This window comes from Amycolatopsis viridis (genome assembly GCF_011758765.1).
GTDB lineage: Bacteria > Actinomycetota > Actinomycetes > Mycobacteriales > Pseudonocardiaceae > Amycolatopsis_E > Amycolatopsis_E viridis.
Map to the genome: position 1 here is coordinate 1072957 of NZ_JAANOU010000001.1, position 23934 is coordinate 1096890.

At 71.2% G+C, this 23934-nt stretch carries 25 protein-coding genes and 1 tRNA gene; 10 read left to right on the top strand and 16 right to left on the bottom strand.

The features are described from left to right. Window positions 1–62: 62 nt before the first annotated feature. Both pth and FHX46_RS05405 read right to left on the bottom strand, forming a co-directional pair. Window positions 63–656, bottom strand: coding sequence for an aminoacyl-tRNA hydrolase (gene pth / locus FHX46_RS05400; RefSeq protein ID WP_167111203.1), 594 nt, complete (start codon window positions 654–656; stop codon window positions 63–65). Further along, window positions 657–1265 carry a 50S ribosomal protein L25/general stress protein Ctc gene (locus FHX46_RS05405; protein ID WP_167111205.1) on the bottom strand — a complete coding sequence of 203 codons (609 nt, stop codon included), beginning with the start codon at window positions 1263–1265 and terminating at the stop codon, window positions 657–659. It abuts the gene before it with no gap. A 423-nt stretch (window positions 1266–1688) separates the two neighbouring features. Between FHX46_RS05405 and FHX46_RS05410 the strand changes: the two genes are divergently transcribed. Continuing rightward, window positions 1689–2678: a hypothetical protein gene (locus tag FHX46_RS05410; protein ID WP_167111207.1), complete on the top strand. Its 990-nt coding sequence runs from the start codon at window positions 1689–1691 to the stop codon at window positions 2676–2678. Here FHX46_RS05410 and FHX46_RS05415 read toward each other — a convergent pair. From FHX46_RS05415 to FHX46_RS05435, 5 genes are all read right to left on the bottom strand, one after another. After that, entirely contained in the window at window positions 2667–3521 is an 855-nt protein-coding gene (locus FHX46_RS05415; protein ID WP_167111208.1) for a TIGR03621 family F420-dependent LLM class oxidoreductase, read from the bottom strand. The two genes, FHX46_RS05410 and FHX46_RS05415, sit on opposite strands and share 12 nt — an antisense overlap. Window positions 3522–3597: 76 nt before the next feature. Beyond that, window positions 3598–4578, bottom strand: coding sequence for a ribose-phosphate diphosphokinase (locus FHX46_RS05420; protein WP_167111210.1), 981 nt, complete (start codon window positions 4576–4578; stop codon window positions 3598–3600). Beyond that, on the bottom strand, window positions 4568–6049 hold the full coding sequence (gene glmU, locus FHX46_RS05425) for a bifunctional UDP-N-acetylglucosamine diphosphorylase/glucosamine-1-phosphate N-acetyltransferase GlmU (protein WP_167111212.1): 1482 nt from the start codon (window positions 6047–6049) through the stop codon (window positions 4568–4570). The genes FHX46_RS05420 and glmU overlap by 11 nt, the downstream gene beginning before the upstream one ends. Window positions 6050–6093: 44 nt before the next feature. Beyond that, the gene (locus tag FHX46_RS05430) at window positions 6094–7791 is read right to left on the bottom strand and encodes a GGDEF domain-containing protein (protein ID WP_208400623.1); all 1698 of its coding nucleotides are present in this window, start codon (window positions 7789–7791) and stop codon (window positions 6094–6096) included. An 82-nt stretch (window positions 7792–7873) separates the two neighbouring features. Continuing rightward, window positions 7874–7945 (bottom strand) — tRNA-Gln (locus FHX46_RS05435). A 187-nt stretch (window positions 7946–8132) separates the two neighbouring features. On the opposite strand from FHX46_RS05435, the gene FHX46_RS05440 reads away from it, so the two are divergent. Together FHX46_RS05440 and FHX46_RS05445 are read left to right on the top strand one after the other, a co-directional pair. Further along, entirely contained in the window at window positions 8133–9059 is a 927-nt protein-coding gene (locus FHX46_RS05440; RefSeq protein WP_243871227.1) for an acyl-CoA desaturase, read from the top strand. 137 nt (window positions 9060–9196) lie between these two features. Further along, the gene (locus FHX46_RS05445) at window positions 9197–9790 is read left to right on the top strand and encodes a TetR/AcrR family transcriptional regulator (protein WP_167121153.1); all 594 of its coding nucleotides are present in this window, start codon (window positions 9197–9199) and stop codon (window positions 9788–9790) included. A 22-nt stretch (window positions 9791–9812) separates the two neighbouring features. Here FHX46_RS05445 and FHX46_RS05450 read toward each other — a convergent pair whose 3' ends face one another. Then, complete coding sequence (locus tag FHX46_RS05450) at window positions 9813–10172, bottom strand: MerR family transcriptional regulator (protein ID WP_167111218.1); 360 nt, start codon at window positions 10170–10172, stop codon at window positions 9813–9815. Window positions 10173–10288: 116 nt separating this feature from the next. Between FHX46_RS05450 and FHX46_RS05455 the strand changes: the two genes are divergently transcribed. Continuing rightward, a complete protein-coding gene (locus FHX46_RS05455; protein ID WP_167111220.1) occupies window positions 10289–10609 on the top strand; it encodes a DMT family transporter in 321 nt (106 codons plus the stop codon). After that, window positions 10609–11031, top strand: a complete 423-nt coding sequence (locus FHX46_RS05460) for a DMT family transporter (protein ID WP_243871228.1) — start codon at window positions 10609–10611, stop codon at window positions 11029–11031. The genes FHX46_RS05455 and FHX46_RS05460 overlap by 1 nt, the downstream gene beginning before the upstream one ends. Here the strand turns inward: FHX46_RS05460 and FHX46_RS05465 are convergent. After that, window positions 11021–11965, bottom strand: coding sequence for a hypothetical protein (locus FHX46_RS05465; RefSeq protein WP_167111222.1), 945 nt, complete (start codon window positions 11963–11965; stop codon window positions 11021–11023). The two genes, FHX46_RS05460 and FHX46_RS05465, sit on opposite strands and share 11 nt — an antisense overlap. Before the next feature lie 9 nt (window positions 11966–11974). Continuing rightward, window positions 11975–12532, bottom strand: a complete 558-nt coding sequence (locus FHX46_RS05470; protein ID WP_167111224.1) for a PadR family transcriptional regulator — start codon at window positions 12530–12532, stop codon at window positions 11975–11977. Between the two features lie 95 nt (window positions 12533–12627). Here FHX46_RS05470 and FHX46_RS05475 point away from each other — a divergent pair, with 95 nt between their 5' ends. Continuing rightward, a complete protein-coding gene (locus FHX46_RS05475; protein ID WP_167111226.1) occupies window positions 12628–14007 on the top strand; it encodes an amino acid permease in 1380 nt (459 codons plus the stop codon). Here the strand turns inward: FHX46_RS05475 and FHX46_RS05480 are convergent. Genes FHX46_RS05480 through FHX46_RS05490 form a run of 3 tightly spaced genes read right to left on the bottom strand, consistent with a single transcriptional unit; the run spans window position 13991 to window position 16979 of the window. Beyond that, window positions 13991–15178, bottom strand: a complete 1188-nt coding sequence (locus FHX46_RS05480; protein ID WP_167111228.1) for a PQQ-dependent sugar dehydrogenase — start codon at window positions 15176–15178, stop codon at window positions 13991–13993. The two genes, FHX46_RS05475 and FHX46_RS05480, sit on opposite strands and share 17 nt — an antisense overlap. Window positions 15179–15234: 56 nt before the next feature. After that, window positions 15235–15882 carry a response regulator gene (locus FHX46_RS05485; protein ID WP_167111230.1) on the bottom strand — a complete coding sequence of 216 codons (648 nt, stop codon included), beginning with the start codon at window positions 15880–15882 and terminating at the stop codon, window positions 15235–15237. After that, the gene (locus FHX46_RS05490) at window positions 15879–16979 is read right to left on the bottom strand and encodes a sensor histidine kinase (RefSeq protein WP_167111232.1); all 1101 of its coding nucleotides are present in this window, start codon (window positions 16977–16979) and stop codon (window positions 15879–15881) included. Before FHX46_RS05490 ends, FHX46_RS05485 begins: the two co-directional genes overlap by 4 nt. Before the next feature lie 131 nt (window positions 16980–17110). On the opposite strand from FHX46_RS05490, the gene FHX46_RS05495 reads away from it, so the two are divergent. The 4 genes from FHX46_RS05495 to FHX46_RS05510 all read left to right on the top strand — a co-directional run bounded on the left by FHX46_RS05495 (window position 17111) and on the right by FHX46_RS05510 (window position 22066). Next, window positions 17111–17668 (top strand): class I SAM-dependent methyltransferase, encoded by a 558-nt coding sequence (locus FHX46_RS05495; protein ID WP_167111234.1) that lies wholly within the window; start codon window positions 17111–17113, stop codon window positions 17666–17668. A 339-nt stretch (window positions 17669–18007) separates the two neighbouring features. Then, a complete protein-coding gene (locus FHX46_RS05500) occupies window positions 18008–18154 on the top strand; it encodes a hypothetical protein (protein ID WP_243871229.1) in 147 nt (48 codons plus the stop codon). 53 nt (window positions 18155–18207) lie between these two features. After that, entirely contained in the window at window positions 18208–21777 is a 3570-nt protein-coding gene (gene mfd, locus FHX46_RS05505; RefSeq protein ID WP_167111236.1) for a transcription-repair coupling factor, read from the top strand. 10 nt (window positions 21778–21787) lie between these two features. Then, window positions 21788–22066, top strand: coding sequence for a GNAT family N-acetyltransferase (locus tag FHX46_RS05510; protein WP_167111238.1), 279 nt, complete (start codon window positions 21788–21790; stop codon window positions 22064–22066). Between the two features lie 263 nt (window positions 22067–22329). Here FHX46_RS05510 and FHX46_RS05515 read toward each other — a convergent pair whose 3' ends face one another. The 3 genes from FHX46_RS05515 to FHX46_RS05525 form a co-directional block, all read right to left on the bottom strand. Further along, window positions 22330–22731 carry a hypothetical protein gene (locus tag FHX46_RS05515; protein ID WP_167111240.1) on the bottom strand — a complete coding sequence of 134 codons (402 nt, stop codon included), beginning with the start codon at window positions 22729–22731 and terminating at the stop codon, window positions 22330–22332. Between the two features lie 64 nt (window positions 22732–22795). Further along, window positions 22796–23191 carry a hypothetical protein gene (locus tag FHX46_RS05520; protein WP_167111242.1) on the bottom strand — a complete coding sequence of 132 codons (396 nt, stop codon included), beginning with the start codon at window positions 23189–23191 and terminating at the stop codon, window positions 22796–22798. Between the two features lie 188 nt (window positions 23192–23379). Then, window positions 23380–23790, bottom strand: a complete 411-nt coding sequence (locus tag FHX46_RS05525; RefSeq protein WP_167111244.1) for a hypothetical protein — start codon at window positions 23788–23790, stop codon at window positions 23380–23382. Between the last annotated feature and the right edge of the window lie 144 nt (window positions 23791–23934).

The window sequence follows — 23934 nt, forward strand, 5'->3', positions numbered from 1 at the left end:
GCCCCCACCAGCCGCTGGAACTCGATCGAGCAGGGTGCGGCACACCTGTGGGTGACTACTGATCACCCAGCGTGGAAGTCGTTCTGGGCCGCCGTCAGCCCTTTGCCGATCAGCGCTTCCACGGCGTCGGCGCACCGGTCCAGCTCCAGCGGGAGGTCCTTGCGCTCGGCCGTGGAGAAGTCCTTGAGCACGAAATCGGCCGGGTCCATGCGGCCCGGCGGCCGCCCGATGCCGAAGCGCACGCGGTAGTAGTCACGCGTGCCGAGGGACTTGCTGATCGACCGCAGCCCGTTGTGGCCGCCCTCGCCGCCGCCCAGCTTGAGCTTCAGCGCCCCGAAGGGCAGGTCCAGCTCGTCGTGCACGACGACGACCCCGGCCGGGCCGACCTTGTAGAACTTCGCCGCCCCGGCCACCGGACCGCCCGAGACGTTCATGAACGATCGCGGTTTGACCAGGATGACGCGCCGGCCGGCGAGGCGGCTCTCCAGCACCTCGGCGCCGGACTTGTGGGCCTTGAACCTGCCGCCCAGCCGGGCGGCCAGCTCGTCGAGCACCAGGAAGCCCACGTTGTGCCGATTGCCGGCATAACGCGGGCCGGGATTACCGAGGCCGACGAGCAACACCTGCTCGCCGGCCCCGGGGACGTCCGAACTCACTTACTCGTCGGTGCCGGCCCCGGCCGGCTCCTCGCGGGTCTCGTCCGCGGGCTCCTCGCCGCCGGTGGCCTGCGCCTCGTTCACCGCGACGACCAGGCTGTCCGGGTCGGTCACCAGGGTCACGCCGGAGGGCAGGGCGACCTGGGAGGCGAGGATCTGGGTGCCGGCCTCGGCGCCCGCGATGGACACCTCGACCTGCTCCGGGATGTGCAGCGCCTCGGCCTCGACCGACAGCGAGTCCAGCTCCTGGACCTGGAGGGTGCCCGGGGCCGGGTCACCGGTCAGCACGACCGGCACGTCCACGGTGACCTTCTCGCCGCGCTGCACGACCAGCAGGTCGACGTGCTCGATGTAGTTCTTGATCGGGTGCACGGTGACGGTCTTGGTCAGCGCGAGCTGGGTGTCACCGTCGAGGTTCAGGGTGAGGACGGCGTTGCTGCCGTTCTCACGGATGACCCGGGCGAACTCCAGAGCGGGCAGGGCCAGGTGACGGGGGTCGGTACCGTGGCCGTACAGCACGGCGGGAACCTTGCCGGCGCGGCGGGTGCGGCGCGCGGCGCCCTTGCCGAACTCGGTGCGGGGCTCGGCGGACAGACGTACCTCGGACACGGTGTAGCACTCCTTCAAACAATTGCGTGGCGGCGCAGATGGCGGGCGGTCGTCCCCGGCGGCGAGTTCCACGGACGTGCTCGAGCAGCGGACCTCAAGCCGCCGCGTCGATCACGTCGGGCACCGGGTGCAGCATGGAGCCCGCCTCGCCGAGACAACCTGTTCAGTGTAATCACCGCGGAAACCGCCGCGCCCCTGGGGTCGTTCCCAGGATCGGCACGGCCGGCACGGTGGTCGTCCCCGGCCCCGCGGGGGCATCGGGAATTCCGGTGAACTGGGCTTTCTCCTGGGGTGGCGATAGCCGGCTGGGCGGACGGTCCGCGTGCACGATCGGATGACTGGCGCGCCGGGCAGGAACTCCGGAACATGAATGTGCATCTGATTCACAAATGTTGTTCCGGGTGGGTGAGCGAGGGGTGCGGAATGCGGCTGCGCGGTCTCGCGGTGCTCCTGTTGGCCGTGCTCGCCGCCTGTGAGGCGCCCCAGCATCCCGCCGCGCCGGACCCGCGTGCCGTGGTCGAGTCCGCCCTCGGGGCGCTCGCCGCCGAACCGGCCGTCGCGTACGGCGTCGCCGGCGCCACCCTCTCGGTCACCCGCGGCGGCCTCGCCGAGGGGCGGTTCCTGCTGCGGGACGAACCGATCTCGGCCCTGCGGGTGGGTGGTGCGCTGTACGTGCGGGCCTCCGCCCGCTACTGGCAGGGCCAGGGCATGTCCGCGTCCCGCGCCGAGCTGTTCGGCGCGCAGTGGACGCGGGCCGACCGCGGCCTGCCGTTCGATCCGGGCCGCGTCCTCGCCCCGCCGGTGCTCGCCGTCGCGATCCGCGCCGCGCTGCCGGCCGATGCGGTGCCCGTGCCGGCCGGGGACGCGCTCGACGTCGCCGGCCTGCGGGTCAGCACCACCCCGCCCTACCGGGTCCTCAGCTTCCCGGTCGCCTTCCTCGGACCGGCCGCCGCGCAGCTCGGACCCCGGCAGATCACCCTGGGCGACGTCCGCCTCGCCGACCTGCGCTCCCGCCTCGACGACGGCGTCGCCGGGCTGGGACAGCCGCTGATCGCCGGCCCGGTGGTCGCCGCGGAGGTCACCGACCACACGCTGCGCTGCACGTCCCGCGGCGCCTGCACCGACTCCGTCCGCGTCGGCAACCGGCTGCTCGGCGCCGCGCCCGGTGCCGCCGCCCGCGTCACGTTCACCTCGGACGTCACCTCCGGTGCCCTCGGCACGCGCACCTGCCGGCGGGAAGTCGTGCTCCCGCTGGACACCTCCGCCGACGTGTCCTGCTCCGTCCGGTTCACGCTGCCCCGCACCGACGGCGCGACGAAACTCCACGCCGCGCCGTCGGTGACCGCCGAACCCGTCGCGATCGTCGACCCGGGCGCGCTCAGCCGGGACGTCGCCGCCGAGCTAGGACCGTAGGAGCGCGATCACCGGCGCGAACTCCTCCAGGAACGGTTCGAACACCGTGAAGTAGGTGAAGCCGAACCGGTCCCGCATGGCGCGGACCTTCGCCGCGACCTGCTCGACGGTGCCGGCCAGGATCTGCGGGGCGCTCACCAGCTCGTCCACCGACCGCCGCAGCGCCGGCGGCACGCCGCCCCACGCTTTCTCCAGCGTCTCGGACGGGTCGTCGGCCACCACGACCTGCTGGATCAGCATGTTGAACTCCAGCGGCCGCGACCCGGCCCGCTCCCGCACGAACCCGACGCGCTCGTCCAGCTCCTCCGGTCCGGCGATGTCGAACGTGCCCGGCGGGAAGCCCTTCGCGTGCTTCAGCCCGGCGAACCCGACGATGTCGGCGTGCTCCGCGGCCAGCCGCAGCACCCCGTCGCTGTTACCCGCGATCAGCAGCGGCGGCACGTCGTCCAGCCGGGCGCGCAGCACGTCGATCGTCCGCGCCAGGTGCTCGATGCGTTCCTTCGGCGGCGCGAAGGGCAGGCCGGCGTCGTCGAACTCGGACTTCATGTGCCCCGCGCCGAGACCCACGTCGAGGCGGCCGCCGGTGAGCACCGCCGTCGACTCGACCTCGCGGGCCAGCAGCACCGGGTTGTAGAACGGTGCGTTGAGGACCAGGTGGCCCACCCGGACGCGTTCGGTGGCCTGGGCGGCGGCGACGAGCGCCGGGAACGGCGCGGGCATCCCGAGGTGGTCGGGGATGGTGATGGTGTCGTACCCCAGCTCCTCGGCGCGACGGCACCGCGCCGCCCAGTCGTCGCGTCCGGTCAGGAACGGCAGGGACACCCCGAAACGAAGATCGTCCATGACCGCGACGGTACAAAACCGGACGGGCCGCCCGCCGCTGGTTTCGCCAGCAGCGGACGGCCCGTTCCGGTGGGACTCAGGCGTTGCCGTCGAACAGGCTGGTCACCGAGCCGTCCTCGAACACCTGCTGGATCGCCTCGGCCAGCATCGGCGCGATCGACAGGACGGTCAGGTTCGGGAACCGCTTCTCCGGCGCGATCGGCAGCGAGTTCGTGACGATGACCTCGCGCGCCTTGCAGTTGGACAGCCGCTCGGTGGCGGGGTCGGACAGGATCCCGTGCGTGGTGGCGATGACGACGTCCGCGGCACCCTCGGCGAGCAGCGCGTCGGTGGCCTTCACGATCGTGCCGCCGGTGTCGATCATGTCGTCCACCAGGATGCACAGCTTGCCCTCGACCTGGCCGACGACGCGGTTGGCCACGGCCTGGTTCGGCTTGTCCGGGTCACGCGTCTTGTGGATGAACGCGATCGGCCGGTCGCCCAGCTGGGCGGCCCACTTCTCGGCCAGCCGCACGCGCCCGGAGTCCGGGGAGACCACGGTGATGTCGGCGCCGCCGTAGGTCTTCTTGATGTGGTCGGCGAGCAAGGTCTGCGCGAACAGGTGGTCCACCGGGCCGTCGAAAAAGCCCTGGATCTGCGCGGTGTGCAGGTCGACCGTCATGATCCGGTCGGCGCCCGCCGTCTTGAACAGGTCGGCGATCAGCCGGGCCGAGATCGGCTCGCGGCCCTTGTGCTTCTTGTCCTGCCGGGCGTACGGGTAGAACGGCATGACCACGGTGATGCGCTTGGCGCTGGCGCGCTTGAGCGCGTCAACCATGATCAGCTGCTCCATCACCCACTCGTTGATCGGGTCGGTGTGGCTCTGGATGACGAAGGCGTCCGTGCCGCGGACCGATTCCTCGAAACGCACGAACAGCTCGCCGTTGGCGAACGTGTGCGCCGTCTGCGGGGTGATCGTCACGTTGAGGTGCTGCGCAACCTCATCCGCGAGTTCCCGGTGTGCGCGGCCGGAGAAGAGCATCAGGTTCTTCTTCGGCGTGCCGGACTTAGGACTCATCAGACGACTCCCGCTCGGTCTCTTCCGTGTTTTCCTGGGCGGCGAGAGCGGCCTGCGCCGCTTCCGCCGCTGGGGTACCCGGCCTGCGGCGCGGCACCCAGCCTTCAATATTGCGCTGTGGTCCAGTCGACACCGCCAGCGCCCCCGGCGGCACGTCCCGCCTGATCACAGTGCCAGCGCCCGAGTACGCACCGTCACCAACCGTGACCGGCGCAACGAACATGTTGTCCGAACCGGTCTTGACGTGGGAGCCGATCGTGGTGTGGTGCTTGCGCACGCCGTCGTAGTTGACGAAGACGCTGGAGGCGCCGATGTTGCTGTACTCGCCGATCGTCGCATCCCCGACATAGGTCAGGTGCGGCACCTTCGTGCCGGTGCCGATGTCGGCGTTCTTCGTCTCGACGAACGTGCCGATCTTGCCCTTCGGGCCGAGTCTGGTGCCCGGCCGCAGGTAGGCGAACGGGCCGACGTTGGCGCCGGCGCCGATCTCCGAGTCGTACCCGTGTGTGCGGATCACCTGGGCACCGGCGCCGACGGTGACGCCGGTCAGCGTGGTGTCCGGCCCGATCACCGCGCCCTCGCCGATCTTCGTCGCGCCCTTGAGCTGTACGCCGGGTTCGAGCACCACGTCCCGGGCCAGTTCGACGTCCACGTCCAGCCACACCGACGTGGGGTCGACGACGGTGACGCCCGCCCGCTGCCAGCGCTGCACCAGCCGCCGGTTCAGCTCGGCGCCGAGCGCCGCCAGCTGCACGCGGTCGTTGACGCCCTCGGTCAGCCACGGGTCGTCCACCACGAGCGCGCCGACCCGTCGGCCGTCGGCGCGGGCGATGGACAGCACGTCGGTGAGGTACAGCTCGCCCTGCGCGTTGTCGGTGGACAACCGGGACAGCGCCTCGGCGAGCACGGCCGCGTCGAACGCGTACACGCCGGAGTTGATCTCGTCGATCTCCAGCTGCTCCGGCGTTGCGTCCTTCTGCTCGACGATCCCGGTGACCGCGCCGGTGGCGTCGCGCACGATCCGGCCGTACCCGGTCGGATCGGCGACCACCGACGTCAGCACGGTGACCGCGGCAGCGTTCTCGCGGTGCTCGGCCAGCAGCGCGGCCAGGGTTCCGGTGTCCAGCAGCGGAACGTCGCCGTAGCTGACCAGTACCGTGCCGGCCGGCCCCGCCGGCAGGACGGACAGGGCGCACGAAACCGCGTCACCGGTGCCGTTCTGCTTCTCCTGCACCGCCGTCAGCACCGGGCGCCCGAGCGCTGCGCCGACGCCGCCGAGGTGCTCGGCGACGGCGTTCCGGCCGTGCCCCACGACGACGACCAGGTGGTCCGGGGCGAGCCCGGCCGCGGCCCGGACGGCGTGCTCGACCAGCGGCCGCCCGGCCAGTGGGTGCAGCACCTTCGGGGTGTTCGAACGCATCCGGGTGCCCTCGCCCGCGGCGAGGACGACAGTGCTCAGCGGGCCGGTCACGGCACTCCCAACGAATCCGGGACGGGTGGTGGCGGGCCCCGATCCTACGTGTCCTCCCCGGCCGCCGGCCGTGGGTCGCCTTCCGAGTCCAGCTCCACCTCTGCGGTAGGGGACTCGGCCGCACCGGACCGCGCGGCCGCCACCTGGTTGCCGCCACCGCGTTTCGCCTGGTACATCGCCGCGTCGGCACGGGCCAGCACCTGGTCGGCGCGCTCCTGCGGCCGCAGCGACACCAGCCCCACCGACAGGGTCACCCCGTGCGAGAGGTGGTGGGGCAGCGAGTCGACCGCGGTGACCGCCCGGCCGAGGGCCTGCTTCGCCGCCGACACCGGCGCACCGGGCAGCAGGGCGACGAACTCGTCGCCGCCGTAGCGGGCCACGATGTCGTCACCGCGCAGCGCGTCCCGCACCGTCGAGGCCACCACCCGCAGCACGTCGTCGCCCTCGGCGTGCGAGTGCTGGTCGTTGACGTTCTTGAACCCGTCCAGGTCGATCAGGGCGACCGCGAGGGGCTGTGCCGTGGTCGACGCCGACAGGGTGCGCAGGTGCTCGTCCAGCGCGCGGCGGTTGGGCAGGCCGGTCAGCGGGTCCTGCAACGCCTGCTGGCTGATCGCGCCGTGCTGCGCGGACAGCCGCTCGTGCTCACGCCGGGTGTCCAGGGTTGCCAGCTGCGACTCCCGCATGTGCCACAACTCGACCTCCAGCGCGGCCGAATAGTCCGCCAGCGCGCGGGACGCCTCGCTGTCGGCCTCGCTGTCCAGCCGCGCGATCTCCCGCAGCAGGTGCAGGCGCATCGACGGCATCGAGTTGTCCTCGGCCAGGTTGAGCTTGGTCGCGTGCAGTGTCTTGAGCGCGTCGTCGTGCTGGCCGGCCTGCTCCAGGCAGCGGGCCAGGGCGATCGCGACGATGACCTGCTGGTGCGGGTAGCCCGGTTCGATCAGCAGGCGCTGCAGCCGCTCGATGTGCGATCCGTCCGGGGCGGCCAGCGCGAGGGCCGCCGCGAGCACTCCGACCTGGTCGACGGCCGGCACCCCGATCCGGCGGGGGAACAGCGACTCGGCGAACGGGGCCTCGACCGCGACGGCCATCGACGCGGCCGTGCTGAACTTCGCGGCGGCCTCCTCGTGCCGCTCGACCCGTTCCAGCCGCAGGCCCCAGCCCAGCAGCATCTTGACGCGGTTCATCAGCTGCAGGGTGATCTCGTGCGGACCGGCGGTCTCCCGGATCGCCTGGTGGGCGCGGGCGATGACCTCCTCGGCCGCTTCGTACACGCCCAGCTGGTTCAGCACGATCCAGCAGTCCACCAGCGCGCTGGATTGCGTCTTGGCCCATTCCCGCCGCGACATGTGCATGTCCGGGGAGGTGGAGTCGTCGAGGACCGCCAGCGCGCGGGCTATCTCGGTGAGCGCCGCGTCCTCCTGCTTGGCCAGCACCAGGCGGCGGCCGCGCAGGGCGTGGGCGTCGGCGCGGAAGAGCGCGAGACCGTGGCGGCGGGTGTGGGCCAGCATCTCGTCCAGCAGCGGCTCGGCCTCGGCCGCGAGACCGCGGGTGACCAGCCGGGCCAGCGACGTGGCGCGCAACAGTTGCGAGACCAGGACCGGTTCGCCCCGGCGCTGGGCCTCCTCGAGCAGCTCGTCGAGGGTGCGCACGATCTCCAGCTGCTCGCCGTGCTCGGTGTGCTGCACGGCGGCGATCAGTTCCCGGGCGCGCCCGGCCAGCCAGGCATCGGAGAGCTCGGCCAGCGCCGGCCGCCTGGTCTTCTGTTCGCTCTCGCCTCGCAGCGTGGCGCACCCCCTTCGGGCACGTCGGGGCAGGGCACGGCAGCTCCGCCGCCAGGATTCGAACCTGAACTATCAGAACCAAAATCTGAGGTGCTGCCAATTACACCACGGCGGATCGTGCCTGGTCAGGATAGCGACGTCGAAAAATCGCGCCAGTCCAGGGGTTCGAGTCCGATGTTTGGACGCCTCCCCAGCGGGCAAAACCTCCTGTACCGTAACTTACGGAAACGTAGGTAAGGTCGCCCTTTCCCGAGGGTTTGCCCAGGTAGGAAGAAGTGTTGCGCATGACATCCACTCCGGTCATGGAACCACCCCAGACCAAAGGCCCGAAGCCGGTCATCGCCGGCCAGCGGGGCGCCGGTGTGCAGTTCTCGGTCTATCTCGGCGTGATCCTCCCGCTGGCCGCGCTCATCGCTGCCGTGCCGTTCGCCTGGGGGTGGGGCCTGAGCTGGGTGGACGTCGGGTTGTTCGTCGCCTTCTACGCCATCAGCGGCCTCGGGATCACGGTTTCGTACCACCGCTACTTCACGCACGGCTCGTTCAAGGCGAAGCCGTGGCTGCGGGTCCTGCTGGCCATCGCCGGCAGCTTCGCCGTGCAGGGGCCGGTGATCACCTGGGTCGCCGACCACCGCCGGCACCACGCCTTCTCCGACCGCGACGGCGACCCGCACTCGCCGTGGGCGTTCGGCACCTCGCCGCTGGCCATCGCCAAGGGCTTCTGGCACGCGCACATGGGCTGGCTGTTCGAGCGGGACACGAGCAACGCCGAGCGCTTCGCCCCGGACCTGCTCAAGGACCCGGCCATCAAGAAGGTCGACGAGCTGTTCTGGCTGTGGACCCTGCTCACGCTGACCCTGCCCGCCCTGCTCGGCGGCCTGATCACCTGGTCGTTCTGGGGCGCGGTCACCGCGTTCTTCTGGGCCGGCCTGGTCCGGGTGTGCGTGTTGCACCACGTCACGTGGTCGGTCAACTCGGTGTGCCACATGATCGGTGAGCGCCCGTTCGCGGCGCGGGACAAGTCGGCCAACTTCTGGCCGCTGGCGATCCTGTCCTTCGGCGAGTCCTGGCACAACCTGCACCACGCCGACCCGACCTCGGCGCGGCACGGCGTCAAGCGCGGCCAGATCGATATCTCGGCCCGCGTGATCTGGGTGTTCGAGAAGCTCGGGTGGGTGCACAACGTGCGCTGGCCCACCCCGCAGCGCCTCGAGCGGCTGGCGAACGAGTAGGGGCCTGCCCCTCGCCCACCACCACCCGCAACGGAAACGCATCGCGTTGCGGCTACTCTCGATGGGTGGCGGGACGACGTCGAGCAAAACGTGAGGTCATCGGGGTGCGCCCGACGGGTTCGGTCCCGCGGGTCCGGATGACCGGCGCGGAACGGCGCCAGCAGTTGCTCGACGTCGCCCGCAAGCTCTTCGCGGAGAAGGGCTTCGACGGCACGTCGATCGAGGAGATCGCCCAGCGGGCGAACGTCTCCAAACCGGTCGTCTACGAGCACTTCGGCGGCAAGGAAGGCATCTACGCCGTCGTCGTCGACCGCGAGACCCAGTCCCTGCTCGACCGCATGGTGTCCACTTTGCACGGTGGGCACCCGCGGGCGATGCTCGAGCAGGCGGCCAGCGCGCTGCTGGCCTACGTCGAGGAGTCGCGCGACGGCTTCCGCATCCTGGTGCGGGACTCGCCGGTGGCCAGCGCATCCGGCACGTTCTCCACCCTGCTCAACGACATCGCCATGCAGGTCGAGCACATCCTGGCGCGGCAGTTCGACGCCCGCGGCTACGACGACAAGCTGGCCCCGCTGTACGCGCAGGCGCTCGTCGGCATGGTCGCGCTGTCCGGTCAGTGGTGGCTCGACGCGCGCCGCCCCAAGCGTGACGAGGTGGCCGCCCACCTCGTCAACCTGGCCTGGAACGGTCTGTCGCACCTGGAGCACAAGCCCAAGCTGTGGCTGAACTGACCGAGCCGCCGCAGGCCGCGGGTCAGCCGACCCGGCTGGGCAGGGCCGTTTCGTTGCGGAGCGCCCGCAGGATGTCGAGCTCGCGGTCGAGGTCGCGCCGCTTGGCTTCCAGACGCTCGACCTGCTCGGCGAGCAGCTGCTCCAGCACGCCGGTCCGCTCCTCCGGTGGCGCTTCGAGGCAGGGGAGCAGCTCGTAGATCGTCGCGCTGCACACGCCGGCGGCGAACAGGTGCTGGATCATGACGACCCGCTCGACCATGCTGCTTTCGAAGTCGCGCCACCCGCCCGGCGTGCGGGCGGAGCGGATGAGCCCCTGCTCCTCGTAGTACCGCAGGGACCGGGTGCTGACCCCGGTGGCGTCAGCCAGTTCACCGATGCGCATCTGACCTCCGGAGAACGTCCACGCTCCCATTCTTGCAGTTCTTGCAGTTGACACCGGTGTGAAGTTTCACGATGTGGTGGACAACGTTCCCCGAGTCCGCGAAAGGACATCCACCCATGCACTGGCTCTACCTCGGCGTCGCGGTCGTCTTCGAGATCGCCGTCGCCGTCTCCGCGGGTAAGGCCCAAGGGTTCACCCGGCCCGGGTGGACCGCCGCCACGCTGGTCAGCGGTGCTGTCGGCACCTACCTCCTCAGCCTGGCGCTGCTGACCTTCGACGTCGGCGTCGGCTACGCGATCTGGACCTCCGTCGCCGGTGTCGGCATCGTCATCCTCGGTGCCCTCCTCTTCGGCCAGCGCCTCGACTGGCGCAAGGTCGTCGGGATCGGCGCCGTCATCGTCGGCGTCGTCGGCCTCCAGCTCAGCGGAGCGGCCTGATGTCGCGCACACCGGTCTCCCGCCCCGCTGCGTGGCTCGTACTCCTCCTCGCCGGCGTGTTCGAAGTGGGCTACGCCCTCTCCGTCGGAGGGAGCCACGGCTTCACCGTGCTCTCGTGGTCGCTCGTCGCCGTGGTCTTCTTCTTGCTGACGCTCTTCGCGCTCAGCGTCGCCCTGCGCACGATCGACGTCGGCATCGGCTACGCGGTCTGGGCCGGCATCGGCGCGGCCGGAGCCGCGCTGCTCGGCCCGGTCTTCTTCGACGAGACCCTCACCCCGGTCAAGGCGGTGTGGCTCGCGGTGATCATCGCCGGTGTCGTCTGGATCAAGCTCGCCGACCGGCCGCGTCCGGAGGCCGAGGTCCCGAGCGGGGACCGCGCCGCCGGTTCGCGCGACCCGCGGGGCCGGCCGGTCACGTCGTGAGTTCGGCGATCAGGTCGCGATACACGCCGAACGCCGGTTTCGGCGTGTAATCGTCGGTCATCAGCCCGAACCGGTGGAACAGGCCGGCCTGGGTGCTGTCCGCGTCGCGCAGGGCGAAGTGCGTGTAGCAGACGGCACCCGCGGCCACCACGGCCCGGACGACCGTGTCCACCACCTCGGCCTGCCGCGCGGGCGGCCGGTCCGGGCCGGTGGGCCAGCCGTGCTCGGTGATGTGCACCGGGATACCGGCTAGGCCCGCCGGCACCAGGACGTTCTCGCGGTGGTGGTGCAGCAGGCCCGCCACCGCCGCCCCCAGCTCGTCCGGTTCGACCGGCCGGAAGACGTCCGGGAAGAAGTCCAGGCCCACGTAGTCCAGGTCGCGCACGAACTCCGCGCCGCCTGCCGCCACCAGGTCCGCGATGAACGACGCGCCCGGACCGAACAGCGGCGTGGTGTTGAACCCGACGCGCAGGTGATCGTGTCCCAGTTCCCGGGCGCGTTCCTTGGCTGCCGCCACTCCCGCGATGATCGCCTCGATCACCTTCGGGTAGTAGCCGTCCAGCGTGGGATTGCCCGGTACGTTCGGCTCTTCGGTGATCTGCAGCGTGCTGGTGATCGCGCCGTACTGCTCTACCAGCCGCCGCACGAACGCGCAGTACCCGGAGACGTCGCCGCTCGGCGACTGGTACTGCGCCACCAGGTCCAGTGAGCGGCCGTCACCGGCGTACCGGGACGCGCCGGCGGGTGTGGCCGTCTCGTGTGGACCGTCCGATGTGGAGTCGTCGAACCCGAGGTAGGCCCGGACGAGGAACGGGCGAGCCCCGTGCAGTTCGGTGAGCGCGCCGAGGATCCGCGCCGGGTCGTCGGGTGGGCCGGCGGTGAGGTCGCCGGAGTCCGTGCCGGTGACACCACCGGGGTAGATGCCGAAGAGCATGTCGTCCTCTCAGGGCCAGGGCAGGGAGCCGTCGCGGATTTCGGTGATCAGGTCCTCGACCCACGTGATCTCGGCGCGGGTCTGGTGGAGCGCGTACTCCGCCTCGATGACGTGCAGCCGCGGCACGCCGTCGCGCAGCACCGCGCTCAGCCGCTCCTGGTCGGCGTCAGCGCGTTCGCGCAGCCGCCGGGCGCGTTCGGTCAGCGCGGCGATCGCACCGCCGGGGCCGAGTGCGCCCAGGTACGCGATCGCGCCCAGGAACTCGGGGTACTCCCGCCTCGGCTCCCGGATGCGGCTGTCCAGCCGGCGCACCAGCTCGTCCCGGCCGGACCCGGTGAGCGCGTACACGGTGCGTTCCGGCCGGTTGCCGCTGCGCTCGGTGCCCTGCGGAGCGACCCATCGCGCCGCGACGAGGGCCTCCACGACGTCGTAGAGCGTGCCCCGGTTGATCGCGCTCGCGCTACGGGCACGCAGTTCGGTGAACACCTGGTACGGGTGCATCGGCGATTCGAGCAACAAGCCCAGGATCCCGAGGACCAGGGGGTTGTCCAGCGCGCGTCGTGGCATGGTCGAAATCTACCATCAGATTTCGACCAGATGCCACCCTAGGCTCCGCCGGAAAGCCACGTTAAGGTCTGGACCGGCCGGAGGAGGAGAGAGTCATGAGCAACGAGGCAACTGACGAGGGCTACGCCCGGGGCCTGAAGAACCGCCAGATCAGCATGATGGCGATCGGCGGCGCGATCGGCACCGGACTGTTCCTGGGCGCCGGCGCCGCGATCGAGACGTCCGGGCCGGCCCTGATCGTCTCCTACGCCGTCGCGGGCGCCGTCATCTTCCTGATCATGCGCGCGCTCGGCGAGCTGCTGATGTACCGGCCGGTGTCGCGCAGCTTCGTGGACTACGCCGAGGAGTTCGTCGGCCGCTTCGCCGGGTTCGCCACCGGCTGGGTGTACTGGCTGATGTGGGTGGTCACCGCGATGGCCGAGATCACCGCGGCCGGCATCTACGTGCAGTACTGGTTCCCGGCGATCCCGCAGTGGGTGACCGCCGCGGTCGTGCTGGGGGTGCTGTTCCTGGCCAACCTGATCTCGGTGAAGGTGTTCGGCGAGTTCGAGTTCTGGTTCTCGATGATCAAGGTCGTGACGATCGTCGGCGCGATCGTGCTCGGCCTCGCGGTCATCGTGTTCGGCATCGGGCCTGCCGGCGAGCACGCCACGTTCGCGCACCTGGTCAGCGACGGCGGCTTCCTCCCGCACGGCGCGGGCAGCGCGCTGCTGGCGCTGCAGAGCGTCATGTTCGCCTACCTCGGCGTCGAGCTGATCGGCCTCACCGCGGGCGAGGCGGAGAACCCGCGGGTCGTGCTGCCGAAGGCGATCAACAGCGTCATGATCCGGATCGGCGTGTTCTACGTCGGCGCGCTGGTGGTGCTGCTGTCGCTGGTCCCGTGGACCGAGTTCCACGCCGGCAAGAGCCCGTTCGTGCGCGCCTTCGACGCGGTCGGCATCCACGGTGCCGCCGGGATCATCCAGTTCGTCGTGCTGACCGCGGCACTGTCCTCGTGCAACTCGGGCATCTACTCGACCGGCCGGATGCTGCGCACCCTCGCGATCCACCGCGCCGCGCCCGCCAAGTTCACCCGCCTGTCGAAGCGGCAGGTGCCGGCGGCGAGCATCACCGTGTCGGCGATCGTCATGGCGCTCGGCATCCTGATCAACGCCGTGGTGCCGGAGAAGGCGTTCGCCTACATCACCAGCGTCGCGACCGTCGGGGTGCTGTGGACGTGGGGGATCGTCGTGGTCTGCCAGATGCGGTACCGCCGCCGCAGCGACCGCGGCGAGCTGCCGGTGTCGCAGTTCCGGATGCCCGGCGCACCGTGGACCGGTTACCTCGCGCTGGCCTTCCTCGCTCTGGTGGTGGTGCTGCTCGGATTCGGCGAGGACACCCGGGTGGCCCTGTACGTCACGCCGGTCGTGGCGGTGGTGATCGGGGCGGGCTACCTGCTCAGCCGCCGGTCGCCGGAGGTCAAGGAGCCGGTGTGACCCGCAGGACCTTGTCGTCGGTGCCGTCGGACGTCGTCACGTACAGGGCGCCGTCCGGCCCGCTGCGCACCGCCCGCAGCCTGCCGTAGGTGGCGTCGAACTCCGCGGGCAGGTACACCTCGGTGACCGCGCCCGCGGGGTTCAGCGTGAACATCAGCATCTTCTGGCCCTTGAGCGCGACGACGGCGAGCCGGCCGTCCAGCGGGCCCCACTGCGGCCCGGAAACGAACGCGGCACCGCAGATCGCCTCGGTGATCGTCCCGGACGTCCACACCGCCTGGACGGCGTCCGGGAACCGCTGCAGGTCGGTCATCGGCACGCTCTCGTCGTAGGTGCCGGACGTGCCGCCGCGGGACGGGTCCCAGCCGTAGTTGCCGCCCGGCCGGATCAGGTTGATCTCGTCGTCGAACGCCGGGCCGTGCTCGGCGGTGAAGACCTGCCCGGTCCCCGGCCGCACGGCCACGCCCTGGATGTTGCGGTGGCCGTAGGTGTAGATCCGTTGCTCGTTCGGGTCCGGCGAGGACAGGAACGGGTTCCCGGGCAGCGGCCCGCCGGTGTTCAGGTCGATGCGCAGCACCTTGCCGCCGAGGCTGTGCCGGTCCTGCGACACGTCCGGCTGTGCGGTGTCGCCGGTCCCCACGAGCAGCGCGCCGTCCGCGGCGATCTGCGGGCGGCAGCCGGAGTGCCGGCCGCTGTCGTTCACCGGCAGGCCGGTCAGCAGGTCACGGACCTTCGTCGCGGCGCGCTCGTCCGGCGACAGCGACCAGGTGACCAGCCGGATGTCCACCGCACGTCCGTTCTCCTGGTGCGTCTGACAGGTGGTGAACCGGCGGCTGGTGGCGAAGTCCGGGTGCACCACCAAGCCCATCAAGCCGCCCTCGCCGCGCGCCCACACGTCGGAGAAGTCGGCGGCCACCTGGCTGACCGTGCCGTGGTCGACGAGCGTGAGCCGTCCGGGCCGCTGGGTGACCAGCATCGAGCCGTCGGGCAGGAAGCCGACGTCCCACCCGTGCTGCAGTCCGCTCGCCACCACGTCCACCTTCAGCGCCGGACCACGCCCGGCGACGGTGACGGGTGCGGTGGGCGGGGTGGACGGCCGTGGCTGGGCGGGTGAGGGCGTGCAGGCCGCGAAGGCCAGGACGGCGAGCACAACGGCCCCGATGCGGCGCATGCGGTCATTGTGCCCCTGCCGCCGCGCGATCCGGGTCTGTTCGTTCCCGATCGGGTTCAGCCGCCCGGGCGCACCAGCCCCGTCTCGTAGGCGGTCACCACCGCGTGCACCCGGTCGCGCAGGCCCAGCTTGCGCAGGACGTGCCCGACGTGCGTCTTCACCGTCGTCTCGCCGATGTAGAGCCGGCCCGCGATCTCGCGGTTGGTCAGGCCCCGCCCGATCAGCGCCAGCACGTCCCGCTCCCGGTCGGTGAGCACGTCCAGCGGTCGCGCGTCCACCGGGCCGTCCAGGAACCGGTCCAGCAGCCGCCGGGTGACCGACGGGGACACCATCGCGTCGCCGCGCAGCACGCCGCGGATCGCGACCAGGAGCTCGTCCGCCGGGGCGTCCTTGACCACGAACCCGCTGGCCCCGGCGCGCAGACCGGCGTAGGCGTACTCGTCCAGGTCGAACGTCGTGATGATCAGGACACGTGTCCCGGGCAGCCGGGCGCAGATCCGCCCGGTGGCCGCGACACCGTCCAGCACCGGCATCCGCACGTCCATCAGCACCAGGTCCGGCCGCAGCGCCACGGCCTGTTCCACCGCGGCCGCGCCGTCGCCCGCCTCCCCGGCCACCGCCAGGTCCGCCTGGCTGTCCACGATCATCCGCAGCCCGGTGCGCGCCAGCTCCTGGTCGTCGCAGATCAGCACCCGCGCCGTCACGACGCCGCCCGCAGGGTCGCGGCCAGGCGGTAGCCGCCGTCCGGTGTCGGTCCGGTGTGGAGGGTGCCGCCGAACATCTCGACCCGCTGCGCGACGCCGGCCAGCCCCCGCCCGGAGGAGGGGAGCGCCGGTGGCTTCCCGGTGCCACCGCTGTTGACGACCTCGATGCGCACCTGGTCGCCGAACTCCACCAGCACGAACGTCTCGGCATCGGGCGGCGCGTGTTTCAGCACGTTCGTGAGGCCCTCCTGCACGATGCGATAGGCCTGCAGCGCCGCGCTCGCCGGCAGCGCACCGCCGTCGCCGCGGACCTCCAGCCGCACCGGCCGCCGTCCCACGCTCGACCGCGCGGCCAGGTCGCGCAGGTCACCGATCCCGGGGTGTGGCTCGGTGCCGTGCAGCACCCCGAGCAGCCGCCGCAGCTCACCGAGCGCACCGCGCCCGGTGCCGCCGATGGTCTCCAGCGCCTGCGCCGCGCGGTCGGGGTCCCGGTGCGCCAGCAGTTTCGCGCCCTCGGCCTGCAACACCATCACGCTCACGCTGTGCGCCACGACGTCGTGCAGCTCGCGGGCGATCCGCGACCGTTCCTCGGCCAGCACGCGCCGCTGCGACTCCGCGGCGACCGCGCGCCGGGCGCGCACGAACTCGCCCAGCGCCCACGCGGTGATGTGCAGCGGCAAGGTCCCCAGGATCGCGGTCCACGGGCTGATCGCGGTGCCCGCCGACCAGGTGCACGCCCACCACACGTCGAGGACGACCACCCCGGCCGCGGTGACCGCCGCCGCCCGCCGCCTGCCCAGCACCACCAGCGTGTAGAGCACGACGGCCATCGCGATCTCGCTGCGGCCCCGGTCGTAGGTCTGCACCTCGGCCGCGTAGTGCACCGCGACCGCGGCCAGCACCACCGCCGCGACCAGCCCCGGGGCGCGGCGCCGCCACAGCAGCGGCAGCACCATCCCGGCGAGCACCAGCGCCTGCACCCACACCGGCCGCCAGTCCGGCCGGTCCTGCACCAGGGGCGGGAACAGAAAATAGGCGTAGAGCGGGAGGTCGGCCAGCCACGGGTGGCCGCGCAACCACTGGAGCAGCCGGTGCACCCACCCGACGGTAGCGACCGGGTGCCCGCGCGCGCGTCCTCCCGAGGTATGCACTGTGTCCTCCCGGCGGAGGAGATGGTGCGGCCACGAGACGGACGCGTGACGAGATCGGCGTTCCTAGCGTCGGGATCATGTCCATCACCAGGGAATTCCTCCGCAACCCCGGCTGCACCGGCGCGATCGCGGCCAGCTCACGGCGGCTGGCTGCGGCCATGGTCGCGGGCGTCGGTGCCGACCGCGCGGCCCGCGTCGTCGAGCTCGGGCCGGGCACCGGGGTGTTCACCGAAGCCCTGCTCGCCCGGCTGCGCCCTGGCGCGCGGCTGACCGCGATCGAGGTGAACCCGCGACTGGCCGGCGACCTCGCCCGGAGCCACCCGGACATCGAGGTGATCACCGGATCCGCGGAGCGCCTCGCCGAGTACGTGCCGGCCGCGGACGTCGTGGTGTCCGGGCTGCCCTGGGCGCTGTTCCCGCGCGAGCGGCAGGAGCGCATCCTGGACCAGATCGGCGAAGTGCTGGCGCCCGGCGGGCGGTTCGCCACGTTCGCCTACCTGCACGCAGCCTGGCTGCCCGCCGCCCGGCGGTTCGAGGCCGCGCTGGCCCGGCGGTTCGGGTTCGTCGGCCGCAGCCGGGTGGTGTGGGGCAACCTGCCACCCGCCTTCGTGCACCGCGCGGCCGTGACGTCGTGATCGGCGCCCCTCGCCACCCTCCCACCCGCGCTGGTCTACCTCGCGGCGGCGGCGGTGATCGCCGCGACGTGTCGGCTGTTCCGGGCGTCGTGTTGGCTGTTCCGGGACGGAACGCGGACACGGACCCCCCGGGGGATCGCCGAGCGGCGAACTGCTCGCCAAGGTCGCGCCCGAGCCGTGCGGCGTCGCCGACCGGCAAACACGCCGCCCGGAGCGGCAAACACGCTGCCCGGAGCGGCAAACACGCTGCCCGGAGCGGCCGACACGCCGCCCCGAGTGGTGAACACGCCGCCCCGAGTGGTGAACACGCCGCCCGGAGTGGCAGACACGGCGCCCCGAGTGGTGAACACGGCGCCGGAGTGGGAGGCGCGGCACATCCTGCTGCGCGTCGCCGCCCTCGACCCGCACCTCATCGACCAGCAGCTCGCGGGACTCGCCGAAATTTTGTCGCCCCTGCGACGTACTCTGGAACCCGAGAACCCCTGAGCCCGCCGACCGGGGCAGGGGTGTGCCCGCGCGTGCCCGAGGAGTTCCGTTCCGTGACCGACCCGCAGCTCTCCGGCCTGCTCACCGCCGTCCTGCCCGATCCCGCCCTGCGCGCGGTGATCGAGCGCGCCGGTGCACCCCAGCTGGAACTGGAGGGTGCCACCGCCACCCGTCAGCTGGTGGTCGCCGCGCTGGCCGCCGACGCCGGGGCGGGCCGCCCGGTGCTGGCCGTCACCGCCACCGGCCGTGAGGCCGAGGAGCTGACGGCCGCGCTGGCGAGTCTGATCGGCGAGGACGCGGTGGCCGCCTTCCCGTCCTGGGAGACGCTGCCGCACGAGCGCCTCTCACCGCGGGCGGACACCGTGGGCCGCCGGCTGGACGTGCTGCACCGCCTGCGCACCGACCACGCGCCGCGCGTGGTGGTGGCCACGGTGCGCAGCCTGATCCAGCCGATGGCGCCGGGCCTGGGCAGTCTCGCGCCGGTGGAGCTGACGGTCGGCGAGGAGGAGGAGTTCGAGGGCCTGCTGGACCGGCTCGTCGAGCTGGCCTACACCCGCGTCGACATGGTCGAGAAGCGCGGCGAGTTCGCGGTGCGCGGCGGCATCCTGGACATCTTCCCGCCGACCGCCGACCACCCGTACCGCATCGAGTTCTGGGGCGACGAGGTCAGCGAGGTCCGTGCGTTCGCGGTGGCGGACCAGCGATCCCTGCCCGGCGAACTGTCCTCCGTGTACGCTCCGCCGTGCCGCGAGCTGCTGCTCACCCCGGACGTGAAGGCCCGCGCCGGCGAGCTCGCCGAGACCTACGCGGCCGACGCGCAGCTGGCGGAGATGCTGACCAAACTGGCCGGCGGCATCCCGGTCGAGGGCATGGAGGCCCTCATCCCGGTGTTGTGCGAGGGCGAGCTGGAGCTGCTCACCGACGCGATGCCCGAGGGCACCCACGTCGTGCTGGCCGACCCGGAGAAGATCCGCGCCCGCGCCGCCGACCTGGTGCGCACCGGGCAGGAGTTCCTCGAGGCGTCCTGGATGTCCGCGGCCGGTGGTGGCCAGGCGCCGATCGACCTGGGCGCCTCGGCCTACCGCAACCTGGAAGAGGTCGCCAAGCACGCCGGCGAGACCGGCCGGGCGTGGTGGACGCTGTCGCAGCTGACCAGCGAGGACGCCGACGTGCTGCACGTCGGCATCGACGCCTCGCCCGGCTACCGCGGCGACCTGGATCGCGCGGTGCGGGACCTGCACGCCCACCTGGCCGCGGGCGGCACCGCGGTGCTGGTGGTGGCCGGGCACGGCACCGCGACGCGCGCGGTCGAGCAGCTGTCCACGGCCGGGGTGTCGGCCGCGCACGCCGCGGACGGGCTGCGCGAGCAGCTGCGGCCCGGGATCGTCACGGTCGCCTGCGGTGGTCTCGCCGAAGGGTTCGTGGCCCCCGAGCTGCGGCTGGTCGTCCTCACCGAGGCCGACCTGACCGGCCGGGGCGCCACCGCCGGGTCGGCGACCCGCGACCTGGGCGCGAAGATGCCGTCGCGCCGCCGCAACGCCGTCGACCCGCTGGCGCTCAAGCCGGGTGACTACGTGGTGCACGACCAGCACGGCATCGGCCGGTTCGTGGAGATGGTGCAGCGCACCGTCGGTGGTGCCACCCGCGAGTACCTGGTGCTGGAGTACGCGTCGTCCAAGCGCGGTCACCCCGGCGACCGGCTGTACGTGCCGAGCGATCAGCTCGACGAGGTGTCCCGCTACGTCGGCGGCGAGCTGCCGACGTTGAACAAGCTGGGCGGGTCGGACTGGAAGAACACCAAGGCCAAGGCCCGCAAGGCGGTCAAGGAGATCGCCGCCGAGCTGGTGCAGCTCTACGCCGCGCGCCAGGCGTCGCCGGGTCACCCGTTCGGCCCGGACACGCCGTGGCAGCGGGAGCTGGAGGACGCGTTCCCGTTCACCGAGACCAACGATCAGCTCGCCGCGATCGACGAGGTCAAGGCGGACATGGAGCGGGGCGTCCCGATGGACCGCGTGATCTGCGGCGACGTCGGGTACGGCAAGACCGAGATCGCGGTGCGCGCCGCGTTCAAGGCGGTGCAGGACGGCAAGCAGGTGGCGGTGCTGGTGCCCACCACGCTGCTGGCCCAGCAGCACCTCAACACGTTCAGCCAGCGCATGGCCTCGTTCCCGGTGAAGATCAAGGGCTTGTCCCGGTTCACCGACAAGACCGAGTCGGACGCGACCCTGGCGGGCCTGGCCGACGGCACGGTGGACATCGTGATCGGCACGCACCGGCTGTTGCAGACCGGTATCCGCTACAAGGACCTCGGCCTGGTCATCGTCGACGAGGAGCAGCGGTTCGGTGTCGAGCACAAGGAGCACATCAAGGCGCTGCGCACGCACGTCGACGTGCTGACCATGTCGGCCACGCCGATCCCGCGGACGTTGGAGATGTCGCTGGCCGGGATCCGGGAGATGTCCACGATCCTGACCCCGCCGGAGGACCGGCACCCGATCCTGACCTACGTGGGCGCCTACGACGACAAGCAGGTCGCCGCGGCCATCCGGCGGGAGCTGCTGCGCGACGGCCAGGTGTTCTACGTGCACAACCGGGTGTCCTCGATCGAGAAGGCGGCGCGCCGCATCCGTGAGCTGGTGCCCGAGGCGCGGGTGGTCACCGCGCACGGCCAGATGAACGAGGAGAAGCTCGAGAAGATCATCCAGGGCTTCTGGGAGCGCGAGTACGACGTGCTGGTCTGCACCACGATCGTGGAGACCGGCCTGGACATCTCCAACGCCAACACGTTGATCGTCGAGCGCGGTGACCTGCTCGGCCTGGCGCAACTGCACCAGTTGCGCGGCCGGGTCGGGCGCGGGCGGGAGCGTGGCTACGCGTATTTCCTGTACCCGCCGGAGAGTCCGCTCACCGAGACCGCGCACGACCGGCTGGCGACCATCGCGCAGAACACCGAGCTGGGTGCGGGCATGGCGGTGGCGATGAAGGACCTGGAGATCCGCGGCGCCGGCAACATCCTCGGCGCCGAGCAGTCGGGGCACATCGCCGGTGTCGGGTTCGACCTGTACGTGCGGCTGGTCGGTGAGGCGGTGGACGTGTTCCGTCGCAGCGCTGGGGACGCGCCCGCCGAGGAGGAGGAGCTCCGCGAGGTACGGGTGGACCTGCCGGTCGACGCGCACATCCCGCACGACTACGTGCCGGGCGAGCGGCTGCGCCTGGAGGCGTACCGCAAGATCGCGGCGGCGGTGGACGACGACGAGCTGCGCGCGGTCGAGGAGGAGCTCATCGACCGCTACGGCCAGCCGCCCGCACCGGTGCAGCGGCTGCTCGCGGTCGCGCGGTTCCGGCACGTGTGCCGCTCGGTGGGTGTCACCGAGGTTTCCGCGCAGGGCAACAACATCCGCTTCGCGCCCCTGGAGCTGATGGACTCGCAGATGGTGCGGCTCAAGCGCCTGTACCCGAAGGCCACCTACAAGGCCGCGATGCGGACGGTGTCGGTGCCGAAGCCGACCGAGGGTCCGGCCGGCGGCCGGATGGGCGCGCCGCAGCTGCGCGATGATGCGCTGCTGGATTGGTGCACCAAGCTCCTGGTCAACCTGACCAAGAAACCCGCCCCAGTCGGTTAAGGAGAAGCCCGTGGTCAGCCGCAACGACGAGAAGCACCGCTACGAGATCCACGTCGGTGGAAAGCTCGGCGGGTTCGCCGAGTACCGCGAGCGTGGTGACGACGTGATCTTCACGCACACCGAGGTCGACGACGCGTTTTCCGGGCAGGGCCTGGGTTCGCGCCTGGCGGCGGGAGCGATCGACGACGCCGTGCAGCGCGGCCGGACGATCGTGCCGCTGTGCCCGTTCATCGGGGCCTACCTGCGCAAGCACCCGGAGCACGACGCCAGCGTCCGGTGGCCGGACTGAACTCCGGAATTCCCGGGCCCGGGTCAGCGGTGATCGCGGAAGCCCGTGTTTGCCCCTCCGGGCAGCGTGTCTGCCCCTCCCGGTGGCCTGTTTGCCCTTCCGGGCAGGGTGTTCGTCCCTCCGGGCAGCGAGTTTGCCGCTGCGGCGGCTGACGATTCCGCCGTCCGTCTGGCATTCTCCCGGCCGGAGGGGCGGGCGAACACATGGGCGTGCGGTGGCCGGAAGGACGGTGAACTCCCGAACTCCCGGCCACCGAACACGGATCAGCGGTTGTTGAGGAACTTCTGGTGGGTCAGGTTGTCGCGGCCTTTCCCGGTGCCGAAATAGAGGTGAATCTCTTTTCCTTCCGGAAGGTTGTACTTGCCTCCGTCCGGCTCCCAGTGGATGGCGCATTGCGAGGTGGTCATGGTGTACACGGGCTTGGTCGCCTTCTCGATGTACACCTCCAAGCGAGCGGAGCGACCATCCTTCTTCACATCGCACACCGAGATGTTGTCCTTGTACCTGTTGACGTAGACCTCTGCGCCGCCATCGCGCGAGGTCCAGACGTGGTCCCAGCCACCCGGCGGGCTGGTGGTGGCCGCGGCCGTGCCGGTGGTGGTCAGTGCTGATGCCGCGGTGACCGCGAGTGTGGCGGCGGTGAGCATGGTCTTGCGGAGCTTCATGGTTCCTCCCCAGTGGACACGATCGGGGGGAAAGTACCAGACCCGTCAGGCCACCGACGCCGGTTCAGCGAGCGTTGAGGAAGCGGCCGACGTGGTGCGGACCGTTACCGGTACCGAACTCGACCTCGATCTCCCGGCCTTCGATCAGGTCGTACACGCCCTTGTCCTTCTCGCTGCGCTCGGCGCAGCTCCCCAAGCCGCCCTTGGCCCACACGGTGTACTTCCACTGCCCTCCGGAGCTGACCTTCACGTACACCGGTTGACCATCTGCCTTCGTGTCGCACACCTTGATCACGTCCCCCGTTTCCTCGGCGTACACCGTTGCGTCGCCCCCGGCCCAGACGTGGTCCCAGCCGCCGGCCGGGCTGGTGGTGGCGGTGGCCGTGCCGGTGATGGTCAGTGCCGATGCCGCGGTGACCGTGAGTGTGGCGGCGGTGAGCATCATCTTGCGGAACTTCATGCTTCCTCCAAGTGGACACGATTGGGCCGAGAGTGCCGGGGTTCGCCACCGGACACCGGGTCGGCGGTTGTTGAGTTCCGGGAGTTACGTGGACGTTCGCCGTGGTGGTGTCGTGAACGAGCACGACGCGCCGGCGTGCGGTGGACGGAAGGGCCGGGAAGTCCGCACCCCGGCCGGCTTGCGCCGGATCAGCGGCTGGTGAAGCTCACCGAGGTGCCGTCTGGCGCGGTGCCCCAGAAGTGCAGGTAGACTCGCCTCCCTTTGGGGAGGATGTACGGCTTCCCCTGGGATGCGCTGTGCGTGACGCAGCTCCCCAGGCCGCCTTTCACGTCTACGGTGTAGACGGGATTGCGCGATGATCCCTCGACAAACACGTCCATGTGTGCGGGTTTTCCATTTGCCCTGATGTCGCACAACTTGATCACGTCATTGCGTTCCTGGACGTAGATCTGTGCGGCGTGGTCCTCCGCGGTGTAGACGTGGTCGTAACTGCCGCCGGGCGGGTCGGTGGTGGCGGTGGCCGTGCCGGTGATGGTCAGTGCCGATGCCGCGGTGACCGCAAGTGTGGCCGCGGTGAGCATCGTCTTGCGGAGCTTCATGGTCCCTCCAGTGAAAACGATACGGCTGAAGCTAGCGGACCCGGGAACAATCCGACAAGAGGATCGTTCAACAACTTCGCGTCCCGCCTCCGCGAGGAGTCCCCTCAGGCGCGCCGGATGTGAGAGGGTTAGGCCTGTGATGCG